The sequence below is a fragment of the Halorubrum sp. B52 genome (assembly GCF_059752555.1).
Map to the genome: position 1 here is coordinate 181,862 of NZ_MWTG01000008.1, position 22,389 is coordinate 204,250.

Annotated in this window: 24 protein-coding genes; 13 read left to right on the forward strand and 11 right to left on the reverse strand. The window is 70.8% G+C overall.

What is annotated here, in order from left to right; translation table 11 throughout:
- Window positions 1-54 precede the first annotated feature (54 nt).
- From B4V04_RS06670 to B4V04_RS06680, 3 genes are all read right to left on the reverse strand, one after another.
- On the reverse strand, window positions 55-1,002 hold the full coding sequence (locus B4V04_RS06670; protein WP_498230261.1) for an electron transfer flavoprotein subunit alpha/FixB family protein: 948 nt from the start codon (window positions 1,000-1,002) through the stop codon (window positions 55-57).
- Window positions 1,002-1,790 (reverse strand): electron transfer flavoprotein subunit beta/FixA family protein, encoded by a 789-nt coding sequence (locus B4V04_RS06675; RefSeq protein WP_498230263.1) that lies wholly within the window; start codon window positions 1,788-1,790, stop codon window positions 1,002-1,004. The genes B4V04_RS06670 and B4V04_RS06675 overlap by 1 nt, the downstream gene beginning before the upstream one ends.
- Window positions 1,791-1,895: 105 nt before the next feature.
- A complete protein-coding gene (locus tag B4V04_RS06680) occupies window positions 1,896-3,200 on the reverse strand; it encodes a helix-turn-helix transcriptional regulator (RefSeq protein WP_498230265.1) in 1,305 nt (434 codons plus the stop codon).
- A 144-nt stretch (window positions 3,201-3,344) separates the two neighbouring features.
- Between B4V04_RS06680 and B4V04_RS06685 the strand changes: the two genes are divergently transcribed.
- Entirely contained in the window at window positions 3,345-4,646 is a 1,302-nt protein-coding gene (locus B4V04_RS06685; protein WP_498230267.1) for a DUF7094 domain-containing protein, read from the forward strand.
- A gap of 194 nt (window positions 4,647-4,840) precedes the next feature.
- Window positions 4,841-5,272 carry a type IV pilin N-terminal domain-containing protein gene (locus tag B4V04_RS06690; protein ID WP_498230831.1) on the forward strand — a complete coding sequence of 144 codons (432 nt, stop codon included), beginning with the start codon at window positions 4,841-4,843 and terminating at the stop codon, window positions 5,270-5,272.
- Window positions 5,273-5,303: 31 nt separating this feature from the next.
- On the opposite strand, the gene B4V04_RS06695 is transcribed toward B4V04_RS06690, so the two are convergent.
- A complete protein-coding gene (locus tag B4V04_RS06695; RefSeq protein WP_498230269.1) occupies window positions 5,304-5,927 on the reverse strand; it encodes a methyltransferase domain-containing protein in 624 nt (207 codons plus the stop codon).
- Between the two features lie 179 nt (window positions 5,928-6,106).
- On the opposite strand from B4V04_RS06695, the gene B4V04_RS06700 reads away from it, so the two are divergent.
- Window positions 6,107-6,970, forward strand: coding sequence for a DUF6663 family protein (locus B4V04_RS06700; RefSeq protein WP_498230271.1), 864 nt, complete (start codon window positions 6,107-6,109; stop codon window positions 6,968-6,970).
- Between the two features lie 40 nt (window positions 6,971-7,010).
- On the opposite strand, the gene B4V04_RS06705 is transcribed toward B4V04_RS06700, so the two are convergent.
- Complete coding sequence (locus B4V04_RS06705; RefSeq protein ID WP_498230272.1) at window positions 7,011-7,985, reverse strand: C-terminal binding protein; 975 nt, start codon at window positions 7,983-7,985, stop codon at window positions 7,011-7,013.
- 181 nt (window positions 7,986-8,166) lie between these two features.
- Here B4V04_RS06705 and B4V04_RS06710 point away from each other — a divergent pair, with 181 nt between their 5' ends.
- The gene (locus tag B4V04_RS06710; protein WP_498230833.1) at window positions 8,167-8,445 is read left to right on the forward strand and encodes a DUF7536 family protein; all 279 of its coding nucleotides are present in this window, start codon (window positions 8,167-8,169) and stop codon (window positions 8,443-8,445) included.
- Window positions 8,446-8,642: 197 nt separating this feature from the next.
- Here the strand turns inward: B4V04_RS06710 and B4V04_RS06715 are convergent, their stop codons facing one another.
- The gene (locus B4V04_RS06715; protein WP_144799705.1) at window positions 8,643-8,924 is read right to left on the reverse strand and encodes a MarR family transcriptional regulator; all 282 of its coding nucleotides are present in this window, start codon (window positions 8,922-8,924) and stop codon (window positions 8,643-8,645) included.
- Window positions 8,925-9,215: 291 nt separating this feature from the next.
- Between B4V04_RS06715 and B4V04_RS06720 the strand changes: the two genes are divergently transcribed.
- The 6 genes from B4V04_RS06720 to B4V04_RS06745 all read left to right on the forward strand — a co-directional run bounded on the left by B4V04_RS06720 (window position 9,216) and on the right by B4V04_RS06745 (window position 15,376).
- Complete coding sequence (locus tag B4V04_RS06720; RefSeq protein WP_498230274.1) at window positions 9,216-9,524, forward strand: EMC6-like membrane protein; 309 nt, start codon at window positions 9,216-9,218, stop codon at window positions 9,522-9,524.
- A gap of 1 nt (window position 9,525) precedes the next feature.
- A complete protein-coding gene (locus tag B4V04_RS06725; protein WP_498230276.1) occupies window positions 9,526-11,346 on the forward strand; it encodes a ribosome biogenesis/translation initiation ATPase RLI in 1,821 nt (606 codons plus the stop codon).
- A gap of 286 nt (window positions 11,347-11,632) precedes the next feature.
- Window positions 11,633-12,319 carry a DUF4129 domain-containing protein gene (locus tag B4V04_RS06730; RefSeq protein ID WP_498230278.1) on the forward strand — a complete coding sequence of 229 codons (687 nt, stop codon included), beginning with the start codon at window positions 11,633-11,635 and terminating at the stop codon, window positions 12,317-12,319.
- Window positions 12,316-13,137: a DUF7269 family protein gene (locus B4V04_RS06735; RefSeq protein WP_498230280.1), complete on the forward strand. Its 822-nt coding sequence runs from the start codon at window positions 12,316-12,318 to the stop codon at window positions 13,135-13,137. The genes B4V04_RS06730 and B4V04_RS06735 overlap by 4 nt, the downstream gene beginning before the upstream one ends.
- Before the next feature lie 359 nt (window positions 13,138-13,496).
- On the forward strand, window positions 13,497-14,630 hold the full coding sequence (locus B4V04_RS06740) for a DUF58 domain-containing protein (RefSeq protein WP_498230282.1): 1,134 nt from the start codon (window positions 13,497-13,499) through the stop codon (window positions 14,628-14,630).
- On the forward strand, window positions 14,627-15,376 hold the full coding sequence (locus B4V04_RS06745) for a DUF7519 family protein (RefSeq protein ID WP_498230284.1): 750 nt from the start codon (window positions 14,627-14,629) through the stop codon (window positions 15,374-15,376). The genes B4V04_RS06740 and B4V04_RS06745 overlap by 4 nt, the downstream gene beginning before the upstream one ends.
- 141 nt (window positions 15,377-15,517) lie before the next feature.
- Here B4V04_RS06745 and B4V04_RS06750 read toward each other — a convergent pair whose 3' ends face one another.
- The gene (locus B4V04_RS06750) at window positions 15,518-16,471 is read right to left on the reverse strand and encodes an AAA family ATPase (RefSeq protein ID WP_498230286.1); all 954 of its coding nucleotides are present in this window, start codon (window positions 16,469-16,471) and stop codon (window positions 15,518-15,520) included.
- Between the two features lie 293 nt (window positions 16,472-16,764).
- Between B4V04_RS06750 and B4V04_RS06755 the strand changes: the two genes are divergently transcribed.
- Window positions 16,765-17,031 carry an HAH_0734 family protein gene (locus B4V04_RS06755; RefSeq protein ID WP_144799697.1) on the forward strand — a complete coding sequence of 89 codons (267 nt, stop codon included), beginning with the start codon at window positions 16,765-16,767 and terminating at the stop codon, window positions 17,029-17,031.
- 32 nt (window positions 17,032-17,063) lie between these two features.
- On the opposite strand, the gene B4V04_RS06760 is transcribed toward B4V04_RS06755, so the two are convergent.
- The 3 genes from B4V04_RS06760 to B4V04_RS06770 all read right to left on the reverse strand — a co-directional run bounded on the left by B4V04_RS06760 (window position 17,064) and on the right by B4V04_RS06770 (window position 18,680).
- Window positions 17,064-17,726, reverse strand: coding sequence for an L-threonylcarbamoyladenylate synthase (locus B4V04_RS06760; RefSeq protein ID WP_498230288.1), 663 nt, complete (start codon window positions 17,724-17,726; stop codon window positions 17,064-17,066).
- 113 nt (window positions 17,727-17,839) lie between these two features.
- Window positions 17,840-18,349 (reverse strand): redoxin domain-containing protein, encoded by a 510-nt coding sequence (locus B4V04_RS06765; protein WP_498230290.1) that lies wholly within the window; start codon window positions 18,347-18,349, stop codon window positions 17,840-17,842.
- Window position 18,350: 1 nt separating this feature from the next.
- Window positions 18,351-18,680 (reverse strand): glutaredoxin family protein, encoded by a 330-nt coding sequence (locus tag B4V04_RS06770; RefSeq protein ID WP_498230292.1) that lies wholly within the window; start codon window positions 18,678-18,680, stop codon window positions 18,351-18,353.
- Window positions 18,681-18,831: 151 nt separating this feature from the next.
- Here B4V04_RS06770 and B4V04_RS06775 point away from each other — a divergent pair, with 151 nt between their 5' ends.
- The gene (locus tag B4V04_RS06775) at window positions 18,832-20,202 is read left to right on the forward strand and encodes a hemolysin family protein (protein ID WP_498230293.1); all 1,371 of its coding nucleotides are present in this window, start codon (window positions 18,832-18,834) and stop codon (window positions 20,200-20,202) included.
- 279 nt (window positions 20,203-20,481) lie between these two features.
- On the opposite strand, the gene B4V04_RS06780 is transcribed toward B4V04_RS06775, so the two are convergent.
- Window positions 20,482-21,213 (reverse strand): DUF5781 family protein, encoded by a 732-nt coding sequence (locus B4V04_RS06780; RefSeq protein ID WP_498230295.1) that lies wholly within the window; start codon window positions 21,211-21,213, stop codon window positions 20,482-20,484.
- Between the two features lie 81 nt (window positions 21,214-21,294).
- Between B4V04_RS06780 and B4V04_RS06785 the strand changes: the two genes are divergently transcribed.
- Window positions 21,295-22,377: a WD40/YVTN/BNR-like repeat-containing protein gene (locus tag B4V04_RS06785; protein WP_498230297.1), complete on the forward strand. Its 1,083-nt coding sequence runs from the start codon at window positions 21,295-21,297 to the stop codon at window positions 22,375-22,377.
- Window positions 22,378-22,389 lie beyond the last annotated feature (12 nt).

Sequence of the window (22,389 nt, forward strand, 5' to 3'; positions counted from 1 at the left end):
GTACTCCGGGGGAGTCAAAGAGCGTTGCTGCCGGGACGGCGACGCGTCCCGTCCCTACGCGAACTCGTCGATCAGCTCGGGGACGACCTCGAAAAGGTCGCCGACGATGCCGTAGTCGGCGATGTCGAAGATCGGCGCGTTCGGGTCGGTGTTGATCGCGACGATCGTGTCCGAACCCTTCATGCCGGCGACGTGCTGGACCGCGCCGGAGATGCCGACGGCGATGTACACGTCGGGGGTGACGACCTTCCCGCTCTGCCCGACCTGCCGGTTCTTCGGGAGCCAGCCGTTGTCGACGATCGGCCGGGAGGAGGAGAGCGTCGCGCCGAGCGCGTCGGCGAGCTCCTCGACGAGCTCCAAGTTCTCCTCCTCCTCGATGCCGCGGCCGACCGAGACGAGCACGTCGGCGTCGGCGATGTCGACGTCGCCGCCGCCGACCTCCTCGAAGCCGGTGACGCGCGCGCCGGACTCGGGGAGGTCGACGTCGACCGACTCGACCGGGGCGTCGCCGACGCCCTCCGCGGGCGCCCACTCGCCGCCGCGGACCGTGAGCACGTGGCGGTCGCCGTCGACGTCGACGGTCGTCTCCACCTTCGAGCCGTACATCTCGCGGGTGACCGTCAGGCCGTCGTCGTACTCGAAACCGATCGCGTCCGTCACCAGCGGGAGACCGCGGTCCTCGGCCACGGCGGGGGCGTAGTCGAGCCCGTTGACGGAGTTCGGCGCCACGACGGTGCCGGCGTCAGTCCGGTCGAGCAGGGCCGCGATCGCCGTCTGGTAGACGTTGTGGTCGAACTCTTCGCCGTTCTCGACCGCGTGGATCGCGTCCACGCCCTCGCGGTTCAGGTCCTCCGCGAAGCCGTCGACGTCGCCGCCGATGACGGCGACGCGGAGGTCGCCGCCGCGCGCGTCGGCGAGCTCTCGCCCGGCCGTGATCGCCTCGTAGGAGACGTCGCGGAGCTCCCCGCGGCGGTGTTCGGAGACGACGAGCACGTCGGACATCACGCGCCCACCCCCTTGTCACGCAGGACCTCGGCGAGGCGTCCCGCCGCCTCGCCCGCGTCGCCCTCGATGATCTCGGCGTCGGACTCGCTCTCCGGCTCGTACATCGACGTGATATCGAGCGCGCTCTCGACGTCTTCCGGAGTCAGCCCGAGGTCGGCCAGCTCCTTCGCGTCGATCTCCTTGCGCTGGGCCTGCCGGATACCGCGCAGGCTCGCGTACCGCGGCTCGTTGAGCCCGGTCTGGACGGTCAACACGGCGGGGAGGTCGACGTCGGTGAGCTCCTCGACGCCGCCCTCCAGCTCGCGGCGGACGTGGGCGACCCCCGCGTCCGCGTCCACCTCGAGGTCGTTGACGACCGCGGCGTGCTCGAAGCCGATCCGCTCGGCGAGCGCGACGCCGGTCGCACCGAACCCGGTGTCGGCGGCCTGGACGCCGCCGAGCACGAGGTCGGGCTCCTCCGCCTCGACGACGGCCTCGAACGTCGAGACCTTCGCGGCCACGTCGGCGAACCCCGCCTCGAAGGCGTCGTCCCAGACGCGGACCGCGCGGTCGGCGCCCTTCGCGAGCGCCATCCGGATCGTCTCCTCGGCGCGCTCCGGGCCGATCGTGACGGTGACGACCTCGTCTGCGATACCGGCCTCGGCCAGTTGGACCGCGGCCTCGACCGCGTAGTCGTCCCACTCGTTGAGGTCGTACTCGAGGTCGGACGCCGCGATGTCGGTCCCCTCGATCGCGAAGTCGTCGTCCGCCTCCGCGACCTCCTTGACGGTCACCAGAACTTTCATGATACTCACTCGGTCGCTCGCCCTGTAAGGGTTTTCGGAACGCCTCACTCGCCGAGAAGAGTTGCCTTCGCCCGGATCCAGACCGGACGCCGAGCGACGCCCTCGCTACCGTTCGTCGCGGCCGACGTCGCCGCCGTCGTCGCTCGCGGTGCCGGCGGAGTCGCCCGCGTCGCCGTCGCCGGCGTCGTCGGGAAGCGAGATCAGGTTCTCGCGGCCCAGCCGGAGCTTCTCGACGCGCCCCTCGTCGGCCATCGCCGACAGCAGCTGCGAGACCTTCGCGTCGGACCAGCCGGTCTCCGCGACGATGTCGGCCTGTCGCATCCGCCCGCCGTTGTCGGTCAGGAGCCGCTCGACGCGTTCCTCGTCCGAGAGCAGCGAGAGGTCCTCCTCGGGCTCTTCCCCCGCCGCCGCGTCGCCGTTCTCGTCGTCGGCGGGACCGGAGGCAGCGGCCGCACCCGCGCTCGCGCCGGCGCCCGCCGATCGGGAGCCGCCGTCGCCGTTCGCCCCGTTCGCGCGCGTTCCGCCGGGCTCGCCGCCCTCCATCCGCCGGTACCCGACGACGCTCCCGGCGATGAGCAGCGCGGCGACGACGATCGCCGCGGTGAGCATCTCCCACGGCGGCCCCACGGTCCCGGTCGGTGCGTACACCACCGCGACCCGCTCGTCCTCGCCGAACGTCCGCGGTCCCTCGATTATCACGGCGTTGTCGCGGAGCGGGACGGTGGCTCCGGGGGTTCCGGTGACGGTGTATCCCTCCGGCGTCGCCACCTCCAGCGTCTGCCCCTCGCCGAGCGACCGGAGCCACGTCCCGTCGGGGGTCGTCAGCGCGTCGCCCAACACGAGGTTCTCACCGTCGGTCCCGAGGAACTCCGTCCAGACGAACGTCAACCGGAGTTCGCCGACCGCGGCGGTCTCGTCTCCGGCGACGTCGAACTCGGACGGGTCCTCGTGGACTCTCACCTCGCGGTCGACGTCCACGATCCGCATCGTCCGGTCCACGTTCCGGCTGGCCTCCCGCGCGAACCCCTCGAACAGCGACGGACCGGGGCCGACCTCGCCGTCGAGGAACCGTTCCCCGGCGGTCTCGAACGCCTCGACTTCCGTCTCGTCTGCGAGCGCGAACCTGACGGACACCTCCCACCGCGCGTCGCGGTCCGGCGCCGGTTCGATCCGGATCCGCGTCGCCGTCTCCGGGTCGAAATCGGAGTCGATCTGGCCGACGGGGGTCGCGGTCGTCCCGAGCGACGCCGCGCCGCGCTCGATCGCCGGCTGTCCGTGTGCCGGCGCGGAGTCGGACGCGGGCGCCGGGGCGGCCGCGACCGCGTCTCCGGCGACCGGCGCCACGGCGCCGCCGACGAGGAGGAGGGCGAACAGCGAGACGAGGAGGACGCGAGACGGAGGGTTCCGCATGCACGTCGGTTCTCACGTGGACCGGGCAAAACGCTTTCCATAGCCTGTTTCGCCGGACCGCGTGGTCGGCCGCCGCCGGGCGTGCCCCCGCCGCGCGGCCGCGTTGAGGTGGATTTTTTATATCGGGAGGCGAATCTACGCGTGATGAGAGCCCTCCCGGTCGTCGTCGCGGTCCTGCTTCTGGTCGTCCCGGTCGCGGGGACGACGTCCCCGGTCGGCGGGTCCGAGCAACCGGCGGTCGTCGGGGCGACCGACCCCGTCGCGGCCGACTCCGTCGGTTCGGCTGCGGTCGACCCGTCACGACCCCAGACCGGCCCCTCGCAGATCGACGAGTCGAACCTCACGTTCCGCACGCTCTCCGCACCGGTCGACGCCGACGCCCGAGTCGCCAGCGCCCCCCGCGGCGCGAACCTCGGCCCGGCGCTCTCGTTCTCCGTCGACGACGTCGACGCCGCCGTGGAGACCGCGGCGGTCGTGGACCGGATCGAGAACGCCGAGACGAGCACCGAGCGACAGCGGCTGATCCTCGCGGCGCTCAGCCGCGTCGAGCGCGACGAGGTGAGCCTCCACAGCCGGCAGGCGGCGGCGTTCCAAGCGCACGCGTCCGGTAACATCTCCGACCGGGAGCTGCTCGACGAGCTCGTCCGGATCTCCGCCACCGCCCGGGAGTACGACCGGCGGCTCGAGGAGGTCGACGCGCTCGCGGAGGAGACCGACGGCTTCAGCTCTCCGACCCGGCTCGACGAGCTTCAGGTCGCGCTTCAGGTGTACAGCGGCCCCGTTCGCGACCGCGCGCTCGCGACCGCTCGCGGCGAGGTCTCCGCCGCCGAGATCCACGTCGAGTCGACCGACGACTCGGTGACGCTGGCGACGATCATCGACGGCGAGTACGTCCGAGAGACGTTCCGGAACGACCGCTGGGACCGCGGCGGCGGCGAGATCAGCAACGACGAGGCGATCAACGTGACCACGGCCGCGTACCCCGAGACGGCGGCGCTCCGCGAGCCGGACGCGTTCGGGGCCGGCTCGGTCCAGCGGATCACCATCCCGCACGAGTACGGCGTCCTCCGCGCGTTCGTCAGCGGCGGGACCGAACAGGTGTTCGTCGAACACCAGCGGATCGACCTCGACGCCTTCCCCGACACCGAGCGGGCCTCCGAGACCGGAGACGGGTTCAACGTCACCGTCGAGCGGAGCTACGTCGGCGGCCCGGTGACCGTGACCGTCCTCGACGAGGAGACGGGCGAGCCCGCCCCCGACGTCACCGTCACGAAGAGCGTCGGCGACGGCGACAGCAGGGCGATCGGGACCACGGACGCCGACGGCGTCGTCCGGACGCTCTCGCCGGCGGAGCCGTACCGCATCACCGTCGTCGACGAGCCGCGGGTCGTCGTCGTCGACGGCCTCCGACCGATCGCGACGCCGCGGCTCGTCGACGACGAGTAGCGGAGCCGCGGTCCGACCCGCTCGTCTCCACCGGCTCGTCCGTCTCTCCCTCCCCGACCCTTTTAGGTCATCCCGCGCCCAGCCGCCCCGTGCCTCTCGACCGCTCACCGCCGCCGTCACGCTCGCCGTCGCGTCGGAACCCCGTCGGCGACGCTCACCGCTCCGCCCGGGCGCTCGCCCCCGTCGCCGGGGTCCTGCTGCTCGCGATCACCGTCGTGCTCGCGGGCGGCGTCGTCACCGTCGCGCTCGGCGCCCCCGCCGAGCCCGTCGAGCCCGCGCCGACGACGTCGCTGTCGCTGTCGGCGACCGACGACCGGATCACGGTGACGCACCGCGGCGGCGACGCCCTCGACGCGAGCGAGCTGGACGTGCGCGTCAGCGTCGACGGCGAGCCGCTCGCCCGCCAACCGCCGGTGCCGTTCTTCTCGGCGGCGGGGTTCCACCCCGGTCCGACCGGCGCGTTCAACGCCGCCAGCGACGGCGACTGGCGCGTCGGTGGGTCGGCCTCGTTCCGGGTCGCGGGGACGAACGACCCGGCCCTCGAACCGGGCCGGACGGTCGTCGTCGAAATCTCGGCCGACGGACAGCCGGTCGCGACGCTGGAGGCGGTCGTCGAGCCGAGCTAGAAGAGCGACGGACCCCTCCCGTCCGCCCGCGCTACTCCTCGGGGACCCGAGCGACCGTCGTGATCGCCCGGGGGCTCCGCGGCGTCGCCCGCTGGATGTGGTGTTCGAACTGCTCGTAGCCCGCCGCCTCGAACATCCGGTCGGCCTCCTCCTCGTCGTAGAACAGCATGATCGCGTCGGCGACGCGCTGGAGGACGCGGTTGTGCGGGTAGTCGGGGCCGACGACGAGCACCTGCCCGCCCGGCTTCGCGACGCGGCGCAGTTCGCGGAGCCCCTCGACGGGGTTCGGCCAGTACTCGATCGAGCCCGACGACCAGACGACGTCGAACGCGTCGTCGCGGAAGGGGAGCCGCTCGGCGTCGCCGCGGTAGAAGTTCACGCGGTCGCGTTTGCCGAACTTCTCGAACGCCTTCTCCATCTGGTGGACGCTCTGGTCGAGCCCGTGGACGTCGTCGGCGTGTTCGAGCAGTCCCTCGGTGCCGAATCCGGTGCCGCACCCGACGTCGAGCACCTTCGGGTCGTCGCCGAACTCCAGCCAGGAGAGCGCCTCCGCGCGCATCTCCTCGTTCCAGTTGAACCGGTTGACCTGATCGTACACCTTCGAGAGGTACTTGTAGAACAGGCGGGCGTTCGACTTGTCCTCGAGGATCCCCATTTACCGTTCCGTTGGGTCGCCCGCCCCATAACGACACGGATCCGCCGGTGTGACGGTCTCGGTGCGCCGCGGACGCGACGCCGGGAACGCGACCCGATACGGACCCGGCCGCGACCCGATATCGACCGGTTTCCGGCCCGGTCCGACCCGCTTATCCGCCCGCCGGCCGATCCCCGCGTATGAACCCGACGACGAGCGGCCGGTTCCGCGTGCACGACCGACGGCCGCGCCCGGACATCGAGGACGAACCCGACGTCGACGGTGCCGCCGGCAACGAGGCGGCCGCGGACGACGGCGGGGCGCCCGCCGAGACCGCCGACGCCCCCGAGGAGTTCGTGCTCGTCGAGCTGCCGGACGGGCCGATCGATCCGACGGCGCCGGACGCCGAGGACCAGTTCGATCCCCTGTACGCGACCGCCGAGGGGTACGAGGACGGGCTCGCCGAGCGCGTGGCGTCGCTGGAGCCCGGCCACGTCGTCGACGCAACGCTGGCGTGGACGGACGCCTCGGCGCGGTTCGTCGACGTCGAGGTCGTCCGCGAGAGCCGGTTCCGATTCGCCGACGGCGTCGAGGGGATGTTCGAGGCGGCGGTCGAGACGTGGGAGCAGATCCGCGCCGAGGGGGAGGCGGTCGGCTCGATCACGACCCGGTCGAACGACGGCGAGCCGAACGGCGCGCTGTACCTGTTCGCCGACGCGCCCGGCGGCGACGCCTTCGCGGACCTCCGCGCGGGGCGGCTCCCGATCGAGCCGCTCGTCGACCGCGTCAACGAGTCCCGCGAGGACGACGACCCGCGAGAGGTGTTCGTGCTGCGACCCGCCGCCCACGACTTCGTCGCCGTCTACGTCGTCTTCGACCGCGACGGCGTGCTCGCGCAGACCGTGCGAGACACGTACGACCTCGGCCCCGGACTGGCGGCGGGGCTGGAGGCGGGCGAGTTCGAGGCGGCGAAGACGGACGACGGCGGAACGGTCGACGGCGGCGGAGAGGGGGACGGCGACGGCGAGGGCGACGACGACTTCGACGCGCTCGATCGGCTGTAGCCGGTGCTCGCCCCGGTCACCGTCGCCGCGCACCGCCACGCTACAGCCAGCCTGCGTCGGGGTCGACCCGTCCGTCCGGCGCCTCGCCGTTGAGGACGGCGGCGACGTCGGCCGCGCCGCTCCGGTTCAGGTCGTCTCTGGCCTCCTCGCTGTACCACGCCGCGTGCGGCGTGACGACGGTGTCCTCGCGACCGACGAGCGGGTCGTCCGCGGGCGGCTCCTCTGCGAGCACGTCGAGGCCGGCGCCCTTGATCGCCCCGCGCTCTAACGCGTCGAGCAGGGCGTCGGCGTCGACGACCGGCCCGCGGCTCACGTTGACAACGACCGAGTCCTCGCCGAGCCGCGCGAGCGCGTCGGCGTCGACGATCCCGCGGGTCGCGTCGGTCAGCGGCGCGTAGACGCCGACGTGGTCCGCGCGATCGAACAGCGCCTCGAACCCGACCTTCTCGACGCCGTACTCGGCCATCTCGTCGGCGTCGACGAACGGGTCGTGGGCGAGCAGCTCGGCGTCGAAGCCGGCGAGCTGTTCCGCGGCGCGCCGGGCGATGGGGCCGAACGAGAGCAGCCCGACCGTCGACGCGCTCACGCGGCGGACCGGGCGGCCGGTCTCCCAGCTCCAGCCGCCGGCGGCGACGGCGTCGTCGTACGCCTTCAGCGAGCGGAGACAGGCGAGCAGCAGCGAGACGGAGTGGGTCGCCACCTCGTCGGTGCAGTAGTCGGGGACGCGGGTGACGGTGACGCCCTCGTCGGCCGCGGCGACGACGTCGACGTTGTCGACGCCGACGGCCGATCGGACGACGACCGACAGGTCGAGCGCCGCGAGCGCCTCGGCGGTCACCGGCGTGTTGATGTCGGTGACGACCGCGTCGGCGCCCCCGGCCGCCTCGATAACCCGCTCGGCCGACCCCAGGTCGGCGACCTCGATCTCGACTGGGCCGTCGACGCGCTCGTCGAGCACCTCGCGGTACGTCTCCGGGTCGATCATCGGGAACGACGACAGGACGACCTTGGCCATGGCCCCGCTTCGCCCCGACCCCACTTGATGGCTGGTATTGACGTGGTTAGGGGCTCAGACGTCGATTTTCGATCGTGATGTTCCCGGTTCGGGGAGTCGTCCGCCGCGCCGTTCCGGAGGCTCTTTGCGCGCCGGGCGGCTACGTCTCCTCGTGACCGACGACAGTTCGACCAAGCCCCCGATGCTCGTCCTCCTCGAGTCGCTGGCGTTCTACCGGAACGTCCGGATCGGGCTCGTCGCGGGCGCGGGCCTCGCGCTCCTGCTGTACCTCGTCCGGACGCTGGAGCTGCTCGGCCCCGTGATTGACACGCGGGAGTACCCGCTGTTCGGTCCGGAGGTCTGGTTCCTGTTCTTAGCGTTCGTGCTGGCGGCGACGTTCGCGCTGTTGGTCGCCGTCGCGCTCACGATCGCCGAGGCGGCGCGGGGGGCCGGCGAGGCGTCGACGGAGCGACCCGAGTGAGGGGGGAGCGAGCAGTGACGAACGAGTCGATCAGCGACGCGAACGACCGGAAGATCGATCGGTTCGGTCGGGGACGGAGGCGGGTCGAGCGGGGACGGAGGCGGGCCCGGTGGGGGCGGAGGTAGACCGGACGGGGCGGAGGTAGGCTCGGTGGGGACGGAGGCGGGCCGGTCGGGGACGGATCGGTCGGTGCGGTCTCAGTCGGCGGTACAGGAGGCGTCGCTCTCCTCGCCGGTGAACTCCTGTGCGGGCTCGGTGAGCTTGTAGAGGTTCTGTCTGGCGTCCGCGAAGTAGACGTCCTCGTCGACGACGTCGATCCCCTCTAACCGCTCGAGGGCGTACCGGACGGTCCGGGCCGACAGCATCGACTCCTGCACGATGCCTTTCTGCGTCAGCGGGCCGTTGTACTCGAGCACCTTGAAGACGAGCTTGGCGCTCGGCGGGAGGTCGTCGAGGCCCTCCGTTTGGGTTCCTTCCATCGTTACGATTCGAAACCGCACATCGGCATAAATGTTGATGGCTCACGCCCCGAATTCGGCGATTTTGCCGCCAAAACCGGCTTATTTTGCTGGTTATCCTGCTGACAACCGGCAAGAAACGCTGCTATCTCCCCGATCGACTGACCAGTCAGTCAGCGGTGCGGCTCGCGCGCGCTCTCCCCCGTCGGACCGGTTCGCGCCCGTCGCGACGGCCGCCCCTCGCCTTCGCGGTCCCCGGCGTCCGACGGGCGGAACGAACGGCTTTTCACGTGCGCTCGCGGATCCGTTGATATGAGCGACGACTCGGGCATCTCCGGCCACGCGCGGGGCGTGGTCGTCACGACGATCTGCTGTCTGGCGGGGATCGCCGCCGGCGTCGTCTCGGCCGCCTACGTGGGCACGACCGTGGCCGCCGCCCAGAGCACCACGGTCGTGTTGGTCCTCGGCGCGTTCGTGCTCGCCCAGTACCCCCTGTACAAGGTCATCGGCGTCGGCGATTTCGGTGTCAAGGACAACCTCTACGTGGCGTTCCTGACGTTCACGCTGTGGTTCATCAGCTACACCGTGCTGGCGACGTCCGGCGTCCAACTGGTGGCGTGAGATGGCCGACGACAGCATCGCCGTGGTCGACCTCGATCGGTGCCAACCCGACCGGTGTAACTACGAGTGCGCGAACTACTGCCCGCCGAACCGGACGGGCAAGGAGTGCATCACCGAGCGCGGCGAGGACGCGGTCGAGGGCGACCCGGACCAGATCCACATCTCAGAGGAGATCTGTCTGGGCGAGACCTGCGGGATCTGCGTCGAGAAGTGCCCGTTCGACGCGATCGAGATCATCAACCTCCCGTCCGAGCTCGACGAGGAGCCGGTCCACCGCTACGGCGAGAACGCCTTCTCGCTGTACGGACTTCCGACCCCCGAGCCGGGGAACGTCACCGGGATCTTGGGCCCGAACGGGATCGGGAAGTCGACCGCGGTTCACGGGCTCGCCGGCGAGATGGTCCCGAACCTCGGCGACCACGAGGCGGAGGCCGACTGGGACCGCGTGCTCGACCGGTTCCGCGGCACGGGGCTCCAGAACTACCTCAAGTCGCTGAAGGACGGCGACGTGAGCGTTTCCCGCAAGCCGCAGTACGTCGACCAGATCCCCAAGCAGTTCGACGGCAACACCCGCGAGCTGTTGGAGCGCACCGACGAGCGCGGCGCGCTCGACGAGCTGATCGACCGGCTCAACATCGCCCCGGTGATGGACCAGGACATCGACTCCATCTCCGGCGGAGAGCTTCAGCGCGTCGCCATCGCGGCGTGTCTCGCCCGCGACGCCGACTTCTACTTCCTCGACGAGATCACGCCGTACCTCGACATCGGGCAGCGGATGATCGTCGCCCGGCTCATCCGCGAGCTGGCGGACGACGACGCCGCCGACCGCTCGATGCTCGTGGTGGAGCACGACCTCGCGATCCTCGACCTCCTCGCCGACACCCTCCACGTCGCCTACGGGGAGCCGGGCGCGTACGGGGTCATCACCGACCCCAAGTCGGTCCGCAACGGGATCAACGAGTACCTGAAGGGGTACCTCGACAACGAGAACATGCGGATCCGGCCCTCCGCGATCACGTTCGAGGAGCACGCCCCCCGCGTCGCCTCGCGCAGCGAGACGCTGGTCGAGTACCCCGACCTCTCGAAGTCGTACGGCGACGGCGAGTTCGAGCTCCACGTCGAGGGCGGCGCGATCAACCACTCGGAGGTGCTCGGGGTCGTCGGCCCGAACGGGATCGGGAAGTCGACGCTCGCGAAGCTGTTCGCGGGGTCGCTGGAACCGGACGAGGGCGAGCTCGACTTCGCGCTCGACATCGCGTACAAGCCGCAGTACATCGAGATCGACCAGCCGATGCGCGTCGACGCCTTCCTCTCCTCTATCACCGACGAGTTCGGCAGCTCCTACTGGAACACGGAGGTCGCCCAGCCGCTCCAGCTAGAGCGGATCATGGAACAGAACCTCGCCGACCTGTCCGGCGGAGAGCGCCAGCGCGTCGCCATCGCGGCGTGCCTCTCCGAGGACGCCGACCTCTACCTGCTCGACGAGCCCTCCGCGCACCTCGACGTCGAGCAGCGCGTCCGCGCGACGACGGCGATCCGCCGGTACGCCGAGAACCACGACGCGACCGTGATGGTGATCGACCACGACATCTACATGATCGACCTCCTGGCCGACCGCCTGATGGTGTTCGACGGCGAGCCGGCCCAGCGCGGTCACGCCGCGCCGCCGCAGGACATGCGCGACGGCATGAACGAGTTCCTCGCCGACCTCGACATCACCTTCCGCCGCGACGAGCGCACGGGGCGCCCCCGGATCAACAAGCCGGGCTCGCAGCTCGACAGCAAGCAGAAGCGCGAGGGCGAGTACTACTACTCGGGGTAGTCGCCCGGATCGAGCCCTCGGTCGCCGGAGGCTGTTCACTCGCAGTTCGCCGTCTCATCGAGCGCGCCTCGCTGACGGCGGCACCGGCAGTCTAGCAGTCGGGAATCTGCACCTGGCAGATCGCGCCGTTACCGGCGCTCTCCGGCGCGGTTCCGGTGAGCGCCTCACGGTCGTTACGGTGTGTATAATAAACCCTCTTTGAGGTGTCCGTCCTGAAAATGCAGTCGGCCCTCACCGAGTCGTCGCCGGGTAGCCGCTGTCAGTCGGTCACACCGCCCTTCGCTTTATGAATCGGTCACGCCTCCTGTCGGCGCTGATAGCGCTGTTGGCGGTCACGTCGTTGAGCGTCGCGTCGACGACGCTGGAAACGAGCCTGACGACCGATCCGGCCGACGAGATAAACCCGGACTGGGACAGCCTGCCGATCGGCCAGAGCGACGCGGCCGCGATTCGGGAGTCCATCGAGAGCGGAGGGGAGGCGGGCGCCGACGGGGCCGGTGGCGGTTCCGCCGACGGCCCGGGCTCCGCGGCCGACGAACCCTCGCTCTTCGACCGCCTGATCGCGCTGTTGAGTCGTCTCCTCCGTCTCCTCCTCCCGGTTGCGGCGATTCTGGCGGCGGCCGCACTGACGTATCGGTACCGGGGCGTTCTGGTCGGTTTCCTCGATCGCGACCCCCGAACGACACCTGCCGCCGAGCCGCGACCGGCGGCCGGACGCTGGCCCGGGACGGCCCCCGAACACGACGTGGACCGGGCCTGGGTGGAGGTGATACGTCGGCTGAATCCGGAGCGGCCCGAGACGACGACTCCGGACGAGTGCCGGGCGCTCGCTCGCGTTCGAGACGTCGATCGCGACGCCGTCGAGTCGATCGTTTCCGCGTTCGAGCGCGTACACTATGGGGGGCGCCCGGTCGACGCGGAGCTCGACCGGGCCCGCGAGGGGCTCCGCGGGCTGGAGCGTGGCGTGGAATGACCGACGGAACCGCCGCCCGCGACCCCGCAACGGTCCGGACCGACGCGACCGACTCGAGCGACGCGGAGACACGTCGAACCGACGCCAGGGGGCTGCTCGCCCGCCTCGGTCGGGCGATCCGCGTCCTGCTTCTCCTGGTGGGGGTCGCGACGCTCGGCGTCGGACTGCTCGTCGCCTTCGATCCGGAGACGGAGGGCGTGCTCCGGATCGACGCGGCGATCGAAGCCCTCGGGAGCGACTACGTGGTGCTGGCGGCGCTCGGCCTCCTCGCGGTCGGTCTCGCGTTGCTCCTCGTGGCAGCACGGCGCGTCCGCGGCGTCAGCGAGGCGACGCCGCCGGCCGTCGAGGGCGTCCTGACGGCGACGCATCCCGGTGCGTCGTTCGACCGCGCCGGCGGCGGGCGACTGAGTGGGTTCCTCTCCGCTCGGTCGGCGAACGATCGTCGCCATCGGCTCCGGGAGGCGGCGATCCGGGCGACGATGCGCGCGGAGGGGTGTTCGCGGACCGACGCCGAACGTCGCGTCGACGAGGGCACCTGGACGAGCGACCCCGTCGCCGCGGCCTTCCTCTCCGCGTCGGAACGCGGCGTCCTGGGCGGTATCCGCTCCGCTCGGGGGCTCACCCGCGACGGCGACCCGGTCGACCGAACCGTCGACGCCATCCTCGCGAAGACGACCGGCGAGAGGTCAACGGCCCGAGACGGCGATCGGGCCGAGCGCGAGGACCCGAACGCCGGCTGGGACGCGGATCGGGACGCCGATCGGGCTTCGGACCGCCACTCGGAGGGTCGGTCAACGACGCAGGAGGAGGTCCAGTGACGCCCGGTATCGCCGTCCTCGGCCGCTGGATCGATGGTTCGGCGCGTCCAGAACGGACCGCGGGTGACGGAGGTCCCCGACGGGGCCCTGCGGCTAGAACCGACGGCGGAGACACGGCCGAACCCGCGTCCGAGGCGGGCCGACCGTCGTCGGTTCGGCGGACCGGTCGCTGGCGGGGGATCGCCGCCGTCGCGCTCCTCGCGGTGGCGGTCGGCGTCCTCGCGGAACGACCTCCGCTGTTGCTGGTCGGCGCTCTCGCCGGCGCGTACGCCGCCTACCCGCGAGTTACCGCGGTTCCCGACCCCGATCTGTCCATTCGACGAGAGATAGATCCGATATCGCCGGAGGACGGTGAGAGGGTGTCAGTGCGGACGACGATCACGAACGAGGGGGACGTGCCGCTCGCCGACGTCCGGATCGTCGACGGGACCCCGCCGATGCTCTCGGTTTCGGACGGATCGCCGCGGCGTGCGGCGGCGCTGCTCCCGGGCGGAGAGGTGACGGTACGCTACGACCTCCGGGCGCGCCCGGGTCGTCACGTGTTCCAGCCGACGACTGTGCTCTGTCGCGACGCGAGCGGGTCGGTAGAGGTCGAAAGCTCGCTCACCGAGGCGAGTTCCTTCGAGTGTGCGGCAGCGGTCCCGACGGTCCCGCTGCGCGCACAGAGCGGTCACTATCCGGGTCCGTTAGTCACCGACGACGGGGGCGAGGGGATCGAGTTTCACTCCGTCGAGAAGTACCGGCGCGGGGACCCCGCGAACCGGATCGACTGGCGCCGATACGCGCGGACGGGCGAACTCACCTCATTGACGTTCCGCACCGAACGGCTCGCGGAAGTGGTGGTGTGCGTGGACGCGCGACCCGCGTCGTATCGGGCCGCGGACGCGACCGAACCCCACGCAGTCGCGCTGGCCGTCGACGCGGCCGACCGCATCGGCGACGCGCTGTTCGACGCGAATCACCGGGTCGGACTGGCCGGGTTCGGACGGCACGTTTGCGTGCTTCCGGCCCGGAGCGGTCGCGAGCACGCCAACCGGTTCCGCCGTCGGCTGGCGACGGCTCCGGCCTTCAAGCTGGACCCGCCGAACGCGGCGCGCACGGCCGAGCGTGAGGGCGGGGAAGCCCCGTCTCGGCTCGGTACTGGAGACGGCCCGAACGGCACTGGCGCGGGTGCCGACGAGACCGTACCGATCGACACCCAGCTGTCCAGAATTCGGGCCGAGTTCGGGCCGAACACGCAGGTCGTGTTGATCACGCCGCTGTGTGACGACGAGGCCTCCCGCATCGCCCAGCGGTTCGAGAGCGGTGGGACCGCCGTCACGGTCGTCAGTCCGGACGTCACCACGGGGGAGACCACGGGCGGGCGGCTCGCCCGACTGGAGCGGACGCAGCGGCTGAGCGTACTACGGAACGCGGGAATCCCCGTCGTGGACTGGACGCCCGACCAGTCGCTGGGTGCTGCGATGTCGACCATCGAGGGGAGGGGCCGGTGACGGCGTCAGATGCGACGGAAGCGACGGCGGTGTCCGACGGGGTAACCGCTCGGTTCGTTCGCCGACCGGCGGTCGGGAGCAGCGTCATCGCCATCGCTGCCGGCAGCGTCGCCGCGGCGCTCGTCGCCGACACGACCCTCCAACGGGAGATCCTTCGGCTCGCCCTCGTCGGCGTCCTCGCCTTCGGGATCGGCGGACGATCGGCTCGTCACGGCGGGACGGCCCTCGGGGTCCTGGGTGCGCTGGTCGCGCTGGGTGGGGGGCTCGTCGTTCTCGTCGCGATGGGACGGGCGGTCACGCAGCCCCCGCAGGTCACCCACCGGATCGAGTTGCTCCCCGGAATCGTGGGTTTGTGGACGCTTTCAGCGGCTCTCGCGCCGGTTCGGTTCGGATGGAGTCGGGCCCTGATAGACGTCGGCACCGGCTTCGTGTTCCTCGGCGTCCTCGTGACGGGAGTGACGCAGGGGGTGGGAACCACCGCGCTCCTGCTCGCGACGCTCGCGACGATCCTCGCGTGGGACGCGGCCGAGAACGCGGTATCCGTGGGCGGGCAGATCGGCGTTCAGCGCGGCGCGAGGACCGTTCGGACCGAACTCGCTCACGTGGGGGTCGCCGCGGGCGTCGGCGCGGGTGCCGTCGCGGTCGTGCTCGGGGTGGCCGGTCTCGACATCGACGGCCTCCCGTTCGGCGCGCTCGTCGCGCTCGTCGCGGGCAGCGTGATCCTGGTCCTCGGCTCCGACCGGTAGCCCGCGCTCGTCGGTCGGTGTCACGCCGGGACGAGCGTCCGGTACGGGACCCGTCGGCGTCTCTCCGAATTGGCAGCGCCGGCCGAGTCGACGGGGTCGACCGGGACGAGCGAGTCGATCTCGAGCGTGCAGTCGTACCGCTCAGGCGCGAAGCTGCGGCACCGGCATATCCGAGAGGATATCGTCGACGATCTCGGTCGTCGAGACGCCCGAAACGCGCGCGTCGGGGGTCACCACTATCCGGTGGGACAACGCGGACGGCGCCATCGCCTTCACGTCGTCCGGCGTCGCGTAGGTCCGACCCATGAGCGCGGCGTGGGTTCTCACGACCTCGAAGAACCGCTGAATCCCCCGCGGCGACACGCCCGTGTTCACGCGCTCGTCCGTTCGCGTCGCGCGGGCGACGTCGACGAGGTATTCCCGAACGCCGCTCTCCACGCGAACCGACTCCGGAACGCGTCGGAGCTGAGTGAGCGTGTCAAGCGAACAGACCGTTCGGACTGATGGCGAGGAGGCCTCTCGACCCGCGCGGCGGTCGATCAGTTCGAGCTCGCCGGCTCGGTCGGGGTAGCCGAGGCTGGTCTTGACGATGAATCGGTCCTTCTGGGCGGCCGGGAGCTCGAAGGTCCCGTCCATCTCGACGGGGTTCTGCGTGGCGACGACGACGAACGGGTCAGGGAGCGGGTGGGTCTCGCCGTCGACGGTGACCTGCCCCTCCTCCATCGCCTCCAAGAGCGCAGCCTGCGTCTTCGGCGGGGCTCGGTTGATCTCGTCCGCAAGCACGACGTTCGCGAACACCGGCCCCGGCTGGAACTCGAAGCTCCGGGCCTTCTCGTCGAAGATGTTCGAGCCGATGACGTCGGACGGCAGCAGGTCGGGGGTGAACTGAATGCGCGAAAAGGAGACGTCGACCGCGTTCGCGAACGACCGAGCCGTGAGCGTCTTTCCGGTTCCCGGGACGTCCTCGAGCAGGACGTGGCCGTCGGAGAGCACCCCAACGAGAACGGTCTTCAGCGTCGCCCGCTCGGTGACCACGGCCGCGGCGATCCCGTCGAGGATTTCGTCGCTTCGTCGCTGTACAGTCGCCGGATTCATACCGGCCGGACGGGTGTCGACCCGTTGGTTATACTCCTGATAAACGCGGGTTTGGTCGGCGTAACCCGCTGCTTCGCGAGGGTGTGGTCCCGCGCGCCCCCGAACCGGAAACCGCGAGGCGGCGTGCTGTGTCATGTGTTAGCAATTAACGGCAGTCAGTCCGACGCGTCGTCTCCTCGCCGCGCCTGTGGACACCGCCGTCATCGGATTCAGCGACGCGGCCTCATCGGTCTTCGAGGCCGACGACCTCCCGTATCGAAGCGATTAAGCACGGAACCCGCGAACGACGGGACATGCAACACCTCATCATTCGCGGCGACCCCGGGATCCGGCGGGACGCGGTGATAGAGTACGAGGGCGAGGAGCTGGTCTGTTTCGGCATCAACGTGCAGGGCGGCTGGCACGGCCCGGACGAGCCCCAGCTCTGGTGTACCGTCGGCACCGAGGACGAGCGCGAGGCGTACGACAAACGCGAGTACGTTCCTCACTGGCTCGACGTCGACGCGGTCGACGCCGAGGAGGTCGAGGTGCTGAGCGAGAAGGGCGAGCTCGCGGTCTGAGGCTCGCGGTCTGTTCTACTCCTACTCCCGCGTTACACCGGCGGGTCCGCCAGCCACGCCTCGATAGCACCGGCCATCGAGCCCCGGCGGTGAATCGTTCCCGCCTCCGGGTCGACGACGGTGCTCTCAGTCCCGGGCGTCTCGCCGTCGTCGATCACCGCCCCGACGCCCTCCCGGATCCGGTCGTCGAGGTCCTCGAGGCGGGTGACGCTGCCGGTCCCGGAGACGTTCGCGCTCGTCGCGGTGAGCGGGCCGGTCTCCCGGAGGAGCGCCCGCGCGACCGGCTGGTCGGGGACGCGGATCCCGACTCGGTCGCTCCCGGCGGTGAGCGCGTCGGGGACCGCGTCGCCGCGCTCGACGACGACCGTCACGGGACCGGGGAGGAACGCCCGGGCGAACGCGACCGCGAACTCCGTCGGGCGGGCGTAGCGGAGCGCGTCGTCGACGCTCGCGACGCCCAGTGAGAGCGGGTTCGACCGGTCGCGGCCCTTCAGGTCGAACACGCGCTCGACGGCGTCCGGGTCGAGCGCGTCGCCGCCGAGCCCGTACACCGTCTCCGTGGGATAGACGACGAGCTCGCCGTCGGCGACCGCCGCGACCGCGCGCCGCACGTCTTCCCGGCGATTCGCCGCGTCGCGTCCGGGGTCCGGATCGGACCCGGTGCGAGGCTCCCGGTCCTCGGCGTCGTCCGTCATACGCGAACGTTCGACTGCAGTTTAAAAAAGGATGACGTGTGTGGACGACGCGGCCGCACGCGAGACGCGTCGGCGTCGACGGCGGTTTCAGTCGAGTCGGCGTCGACGGGGCCTCAGTCGACGAGCCGCTCGATCGCGTCGTCGATCTCCTCGGCGTCGGGGAACTCGGGGTGTTCGCTCGCGACCCACGCGTACTCGACGGTGCGGTCGGCGTCGAGGAGGAACACGGCGGGGCGCGTCTCGGTGATCCCGGTCATGGCGTCGATGTCGTGGGCGACGCCGTACTCCTCGATCACGCCCGCGCCGGGGTCCGAGAAGATCCGGACGCCCTCGCCGCGCTCGGCGAGCAGGCGCTTGTGGGCGTACGGCGACGAGATCGAGAGGCCGAGGACGTCGAGGTCGTCCGCCCACCCGTGGTCGTCGATCGTGTTGTAGAGGTACGTCGCCTGGAAGGCGCCGTCCATCGGGTGGAAGACGAGGAGCGTCGGCCCGCCGACGACGCCGTCGAGCGAGCGGTCCTCCCAGTACTCCTCGTTCACGAGAGGTCGGGTGAAGTCGGGGGCGGCGTCGCCCTCGGCGACGTGGTCCGTCTCGGGCAGCGAGACGACGTCGAAGTCGGGCATCTCAGGCACCTCCCTCGGCGTCGACCGCGCGGCCCCCGTCGGTCGCCGCGTCGTCGGCTGCGCGGCCCCCATCGGTCGCCGCGTCGCCGTACGTCCCTTCCAGGTACTCCACGATGTTCGCGCTCTCGGACATCGTCACGCCGGTCTCGCGGTCGACGATCGCCGGGACGCTCCGGGCGCCGGAGACGCGCTTCACGACGTTCCGCTCCGAGTGCATCGGCTCGACGTACCGGGACTCGTACTCCAGCCCGAACCGGTTCAGGGTCCGGACGACGCGCTCGCAGTAGGGGCACGCCTGCAGCCTGTACAGGGTGATCTGTGGCTCCGTCATGGCGATCGGTTCGGCCGCGGGACGTGTAATCGTGTCGGCCGCGGCACGCTCCGTGACTCGTCCGATTTCGCCGTCGATCCGTCGGATCGTTCGGCCACCCGGGGTGTCGAAGGTAATCCTTTAACCATCCGCCGCCGGAAGACGAATGAACATGGGCTTGCCGCCGAGCACGCTGACGGCCGATCTGCTACAGCTGCCGATGCCGGGGGAGAACGCGGTGACGATCCTCGGCATCCTCGCCATCCTGACGCTGATCGGCCTGTCCGCGTTCTTCTCCTCGTCGGAGATCGCGATGTTCTCGCTGCCGCAACACCGCGTGGACAGCCTCGTCGACGAGGGGGTCACGGGCGCGAAGACGATCCGCGACATGAAGGAGAACCCGCACCGGCTGCTGGTGACGATCCTCGTCGGCAACAACATCGTCAACGTCGCGATGACCTCCATCGCGACCGCGCTGTTCGGATTCTACCTCTCCAGCGGGCAGTCCGTCCTGGCGACGACGTTCGGGATCACGACGCTGGTGCTGATCTTCGGCGAGAGCGCGCCCAAGTCGTACGCCGTCGAGAACACCGAGTCGTGGGCGCTCAAGATCGCGCGCCCGCTGAAGGCCTCGGAGTACGCGCTCTACCCGCTCGTGGTGCTGTTCGACTACATCGTGAAAGGCGTCAACAGCGTCATCGGGGGGTCGGCGGCGATCGAGTCGACGTACGTCACCCGCGACGAGATACAGGACATCATCGAGACGGGCGAGCGCGAGGGCGTCATCGAGGAGGAGGAGCGGGAGATGCTCGACCGCATCTTCCGGTTCAACAACACCATCGCCAAGGAGGTGATGACGCCTCGCCTCGACGTCACCGCGGTCGCGAAAGAGCAGTCCGTCGAGGAGGCGATCGAGACGTGCATCCAGGCGGACCACGAGCGCGTCCCCGTCTACGAGGGGAACCTCGACAACATCATCGGCGTGGTGACCGTCCGGGACCTGGTCCGCGAGCTCCGCTACTCCGAGGGCGAGCCCTCGCTGGCGCGGGTCGTCAAGCCGACGCTGCACGTCCCCGAGTCGAAGAACGCCGACGAGCTGCTCGCGGAGATGCAGGACAACCGCCTCCAGATGGTCACCGTCATCGACGAGTTCGGTACCACGGAGGGGATCATCACCCTCGAAGACATGGTCGAGGAGATCGTCGGCGAGATCCTGGAGGGCGACGAGGAGGCGCCCGTCGAGTTCTTAGAGGAGAACGTCGCCGTCGTCCAAGGCGAGGTGAACATCGACGAGGTCAACGAGATCCTCGACATCGACCTCCCCGAGGGCGAGGAGTTCGAGACGCTCGCCGGCTTCGTCTTCAACCGCGCCGGCCGGCTCGTCGAGGAGGGCGAGGAGATCGAGTTCGACGGGGTCCGGATCCGCATCGAGCGTGTAGACAACACCCGGATCATGTCGGCGCGCGTGACGGTGCTCGACGTCGACGACGGCGAGAACGGGGGAGTCGGTGAGGCGGAGACGACGGCCGACGACGCGGCATAGGACGGTTATAAGCGTGGTTTCGTCGGTGACGCAGTGACGAGATCTGATCGCTTGTTTGTCTATTTATAATGGTCGACGGTGGACCAGCGGTGAACGCCCGCAAAGCCCCAGCCACGAGGCGGGCCCTTTGAGTCCCACCCGACTGCAACCGCACGGCACCTCACCCCTCCCCAGCCTCGTCAGGCGCCCCTCCGCGTTGCTTCGGGCGCCTGACTCCCTCGCGCGTGCTCCTCGCGGGCCGATGGCCCGCTCGGAGGCACGCGCCGCCGCGAGTCGTTTTTATACCGCGTACGCCCGCGCGGCGCCGACGAGCGCCTTCCGGTAGTCGCTCTCGGAGGGATCGGGCCCGAGCGCGAGGAAGCGTTCCTTGAACGCGTCGACGTCGACCGCGTCGGTGTCGCTGCCGGCGGCGCGCGCGAGGTCGTAGATCCGGTGATCCGCCCCGGCGATGTCGTGGCGCTCGACCAAGGCGAGCGCGAACGCGGCGTTGACGGCGGTGATCTCCGGGTCGGCGCCGGCCGTCACGGGCGGCGAGCCGTCCCGCGAGACGGCGGGGCGGTCGGCGACCGCGGCCGCGAGGGTGGACTCGAGGAAGCCGAGGAGCTTGTCCGCGGGCGCGACGGAGAGGGTGATGTCGTCGGCGTAGATGTCTTTCATGTGGTTCGCGATCTGGTAACAGTGCGCGAGCTTGCGGCGCTCCACCGTCTCGCCGGAGAGCCCCAGGTACAGCGCCTCCTCGGTCGACTGGACGTGGGACGCGTGGCCCTCCTCGTACCGGGCCATGTGCGAGAGCTCGTGGACGGCCAGCTCGCGGGCCATCGCGCTGGTGGCGGCGCGCTTCGAGACGTTGAGGACGTGGTAGCCGTCGTAGTGGCCGGCCCACGTCCGCTCGTCGGGGTCCTCGCGCACCTTCACGTGGACGGGGTCGGCGAGCGAGCACTCGGTCTCGAACAGGTCGGCGGCGCCGAGGAACGGATCGGGGGGAACGTCACCCTGCACGCGGAGGTCCATGCTTACCGTTCACACGGCGGCGGCCGATAAGTCTCTTGCGCCCGTCGAAGGCTTTTGTCGCGAGGCGTCGAACTCTCCTTCATGTGCGCGCGCCTCTACGCCGCCTACGACGACGGACTTCGGGTCGTCGACCCCGAGACGGGCGAGGTCGACGAGCGGCTGGCGGGTCGTACGGTCGAGTGTCTCTCGGTCACTTCAGTCGACGGGGACTCCGGCGGCGATTCGCCCGACGCCGACGCCCGCGTGCTCGCCGGGACCTTCGACGCCGGGCTGTTCCGCTCCGTCGACGGCGGCGAGACGTTCGAGCGGGTCGCCGCCGAGGCGCTCGGGCCCGGCGGTTCGGGGCCGGACGCGGTCACCGCGGTCGCGACGAGCCCGCACGACCCCGCGGTCGTCTGGGTCGGAACGGAGCCCTCGCGGATATACCGGTCGACCGACGGCGGCGAGACGGTCGAGCCGGTCGCGGGCCTGACCGACGCTCCCTCCGCCGCGGAGTGGTCGTTCCCGCCGCGCCCGGACACCCACCACGTCCGGTGTCTCGAGCCCTGTCCGGCCGACCCGGAGCGGTGGTTCGCGGGGGTCGAGGCAGGGGCGCTCCTCGTCACGCCGGACGGCGGCGAGACGTGGACCGACCGCCCCGAGGGCTCCCGGCGCGACAACCACGCGCTCGCGACGCACCCGAACGCGCCCGATCGGGTCTACTCGGCCGCGGGCGACGGGTTCGCGGAGAGCCGCGACCGAGGGCAGACGTGGCGCGTCGTCGCTCGGGGGCTCGACCACGGCTACGTCTGGGGGATCGCGGTCGACCCGGGCGACCCCGAGACGGTTCTCGTGAGCGCGGCGTCGGGCGCGAACGCGGCCCACCGCCGCGGCGAGGCGTACCTCTACCGGCGGACGACGGACCGCACCGACGGATCTCGGGTGGGCGGCGGTTCACCTCCGGAGCCGCGCTTCGAGCGGCTCGACGGTCGGGGAATGTCCACGGGCGCGGGGACCTTCCGGGCGGTCCTCGCGAGCGGGCGGGAGCCCGGCGAGGTGTGGGCGCTCAACGACGCGGGGCTGTACCGGACGGGCGACGGCGGCGACGCCTTCGAGCGCGTCCCCGCGGACCTCCCCGAGCGACCCGCGCGGGCGCTGGCGGTCGGCGGGGGCTGGGCGATATAACCGGCGGCGGAG

Coding starts and splice junctions, on each gene's coding strand:
- B4V04_RS06670 (WP_498230261.1), bottom strand. CDS start 1,002: ATGTCCGACGTGCTCGTCGTCTCCGAACACCGCCGCGGGGAGCTCCGC.
- B4V04_RS06675 (WP_498230263.1), bottom strand. CDS start 1,790: ATGAAAGTTCTGGTGACCGTCAAGGAGGTCGCGGAGGCGGACGACGAC.
- B4V04_RS06680 (WP_498230265.1), bottom strand. CDS start 3,200: ATGCGGAACCCTCCGTCTCGCGTCCTCCTCGTCTCGCTGTTCGCCCTC.
- B4V04_RS06685 (WP_498230267.1), top strand. CDS start 3,345: ATGAGAGCCCTCCCGGTCGTCGTCGCGGTCCTGCTTCTGGTCGTCCCG.
- B4V04_RS06695 (WP_498230269.1), bottom strand. CDS start 5,927: ATGGGGATCCTCGAGGACAAGTCGAACGCCCGCCTGTTCTACAAGTAC.
- B4V04_RS06700 (WP_498230271.1), top strand. CDS start 6,107: ATGAACCCGACGACGAGCGGCCGGTTCCGCGTGCACGACCGACGGCCG.
- B4V04_RS06705 (WP_498230272.1), bottom strand. CDS start 7,985: ATGGCCAAGGTCGTCCTGTCGTCGTTCCCGATGATCGACCCGGAGACG.
- B4V04_RS06710 (WP_498230833.1), top strand. CDS start 8,167: ATGCTCGTCCTCCTCGAGTCGCTGGCGTTCTACCGGAACGTCCGGATC.
- B4V04_RS06715 (WP_144799705.1), bottom strand. CDS start 8,924: ATGGAAGGAACCCAAACGGAGGGCCTCGACGACCTCCCGCCGAGCGCC.
- B4V04_RS06720 (WP_498230274.1), top strand. CDS start 9,216: ATGAGCGACGACTCGGGCATCTCCGGCCACGCGCGGGGCGTGGTCGTC.
- B4V04_RS06725 (WP_498230276.1), top strand. CDS start 9,526: ATGGCCGACGACAGCATCGCCGTGGTCGACCTCGATCGGTGCCAACCC.
- B4V04_RS06730 (WP_498230278.1), top strand. CDS start 11,633: ATGAATCGGTCACGCCTCCTGTCGGCGCTGATAGCGCTGTTGGCGGTC.
- B4V04_RS06735 (WP_498230280.1), top strand. CDS start 12,316: ATGACCGACGGAACCGCCGCCCGCGACCCCGCAACGGTCCGGACCGAC.
- B4V04_RS06750 (WP_498230286.1), bottom strand. CDS start 16,471: ATGAATCCGGCGACTGTACAGCGACGAAGCGACGAAATCCTCGACGGG.
- B4V04_RS06755 (WP_144799697.1), top strand. CDS start 16,765: ATGCAACACCTCATCATTCGCGGCGACCCCGGGATCCGGCGGGACGCG.
- B4V04_RS06760 (WP_498230288.1), bottom strand. CDS start 17,726: ATGACGGACGACGCCGAGGACCGGGAGCCTCGCACCGGGTCCGATCCG.
- B4V04_RS06765 (WP_498230290.1), bottom strand. CDS start 18,349: ATGCCCGACTTCGACGTCGTCTCGCTGCCCGAGACGGACCACGTCGCC.
- B4V04_RS06770 (WP_498230292.1), bottom strand. CDS start 18,680: ATGACGGAGCCACAGATCACCCTGTACAGGCTGCAGGCGTGCCCCTAC.
- B4V04_RS06775 (WP_498230293.1), top strand. CDS start 18,832: ATGGGCTTGCCGCCGAGCACGCTGACGGCCGATCTGCTACAGCTGCCG.
- B4V04_RS06780 (WP_498230295.1), bottom strand. CDS start 21,213: ATGGACCTCCGCGTGCAGGGTGACGTTCCCCCCGATCCGTTCCTCGGC.
- B4V04_RS06785 (WP_498230297.1), top strand. CDS start 21,295: ATGTGCGCGCGCCTCTACGCCGCCTACGACGACGGACTTCGGGTCGTC.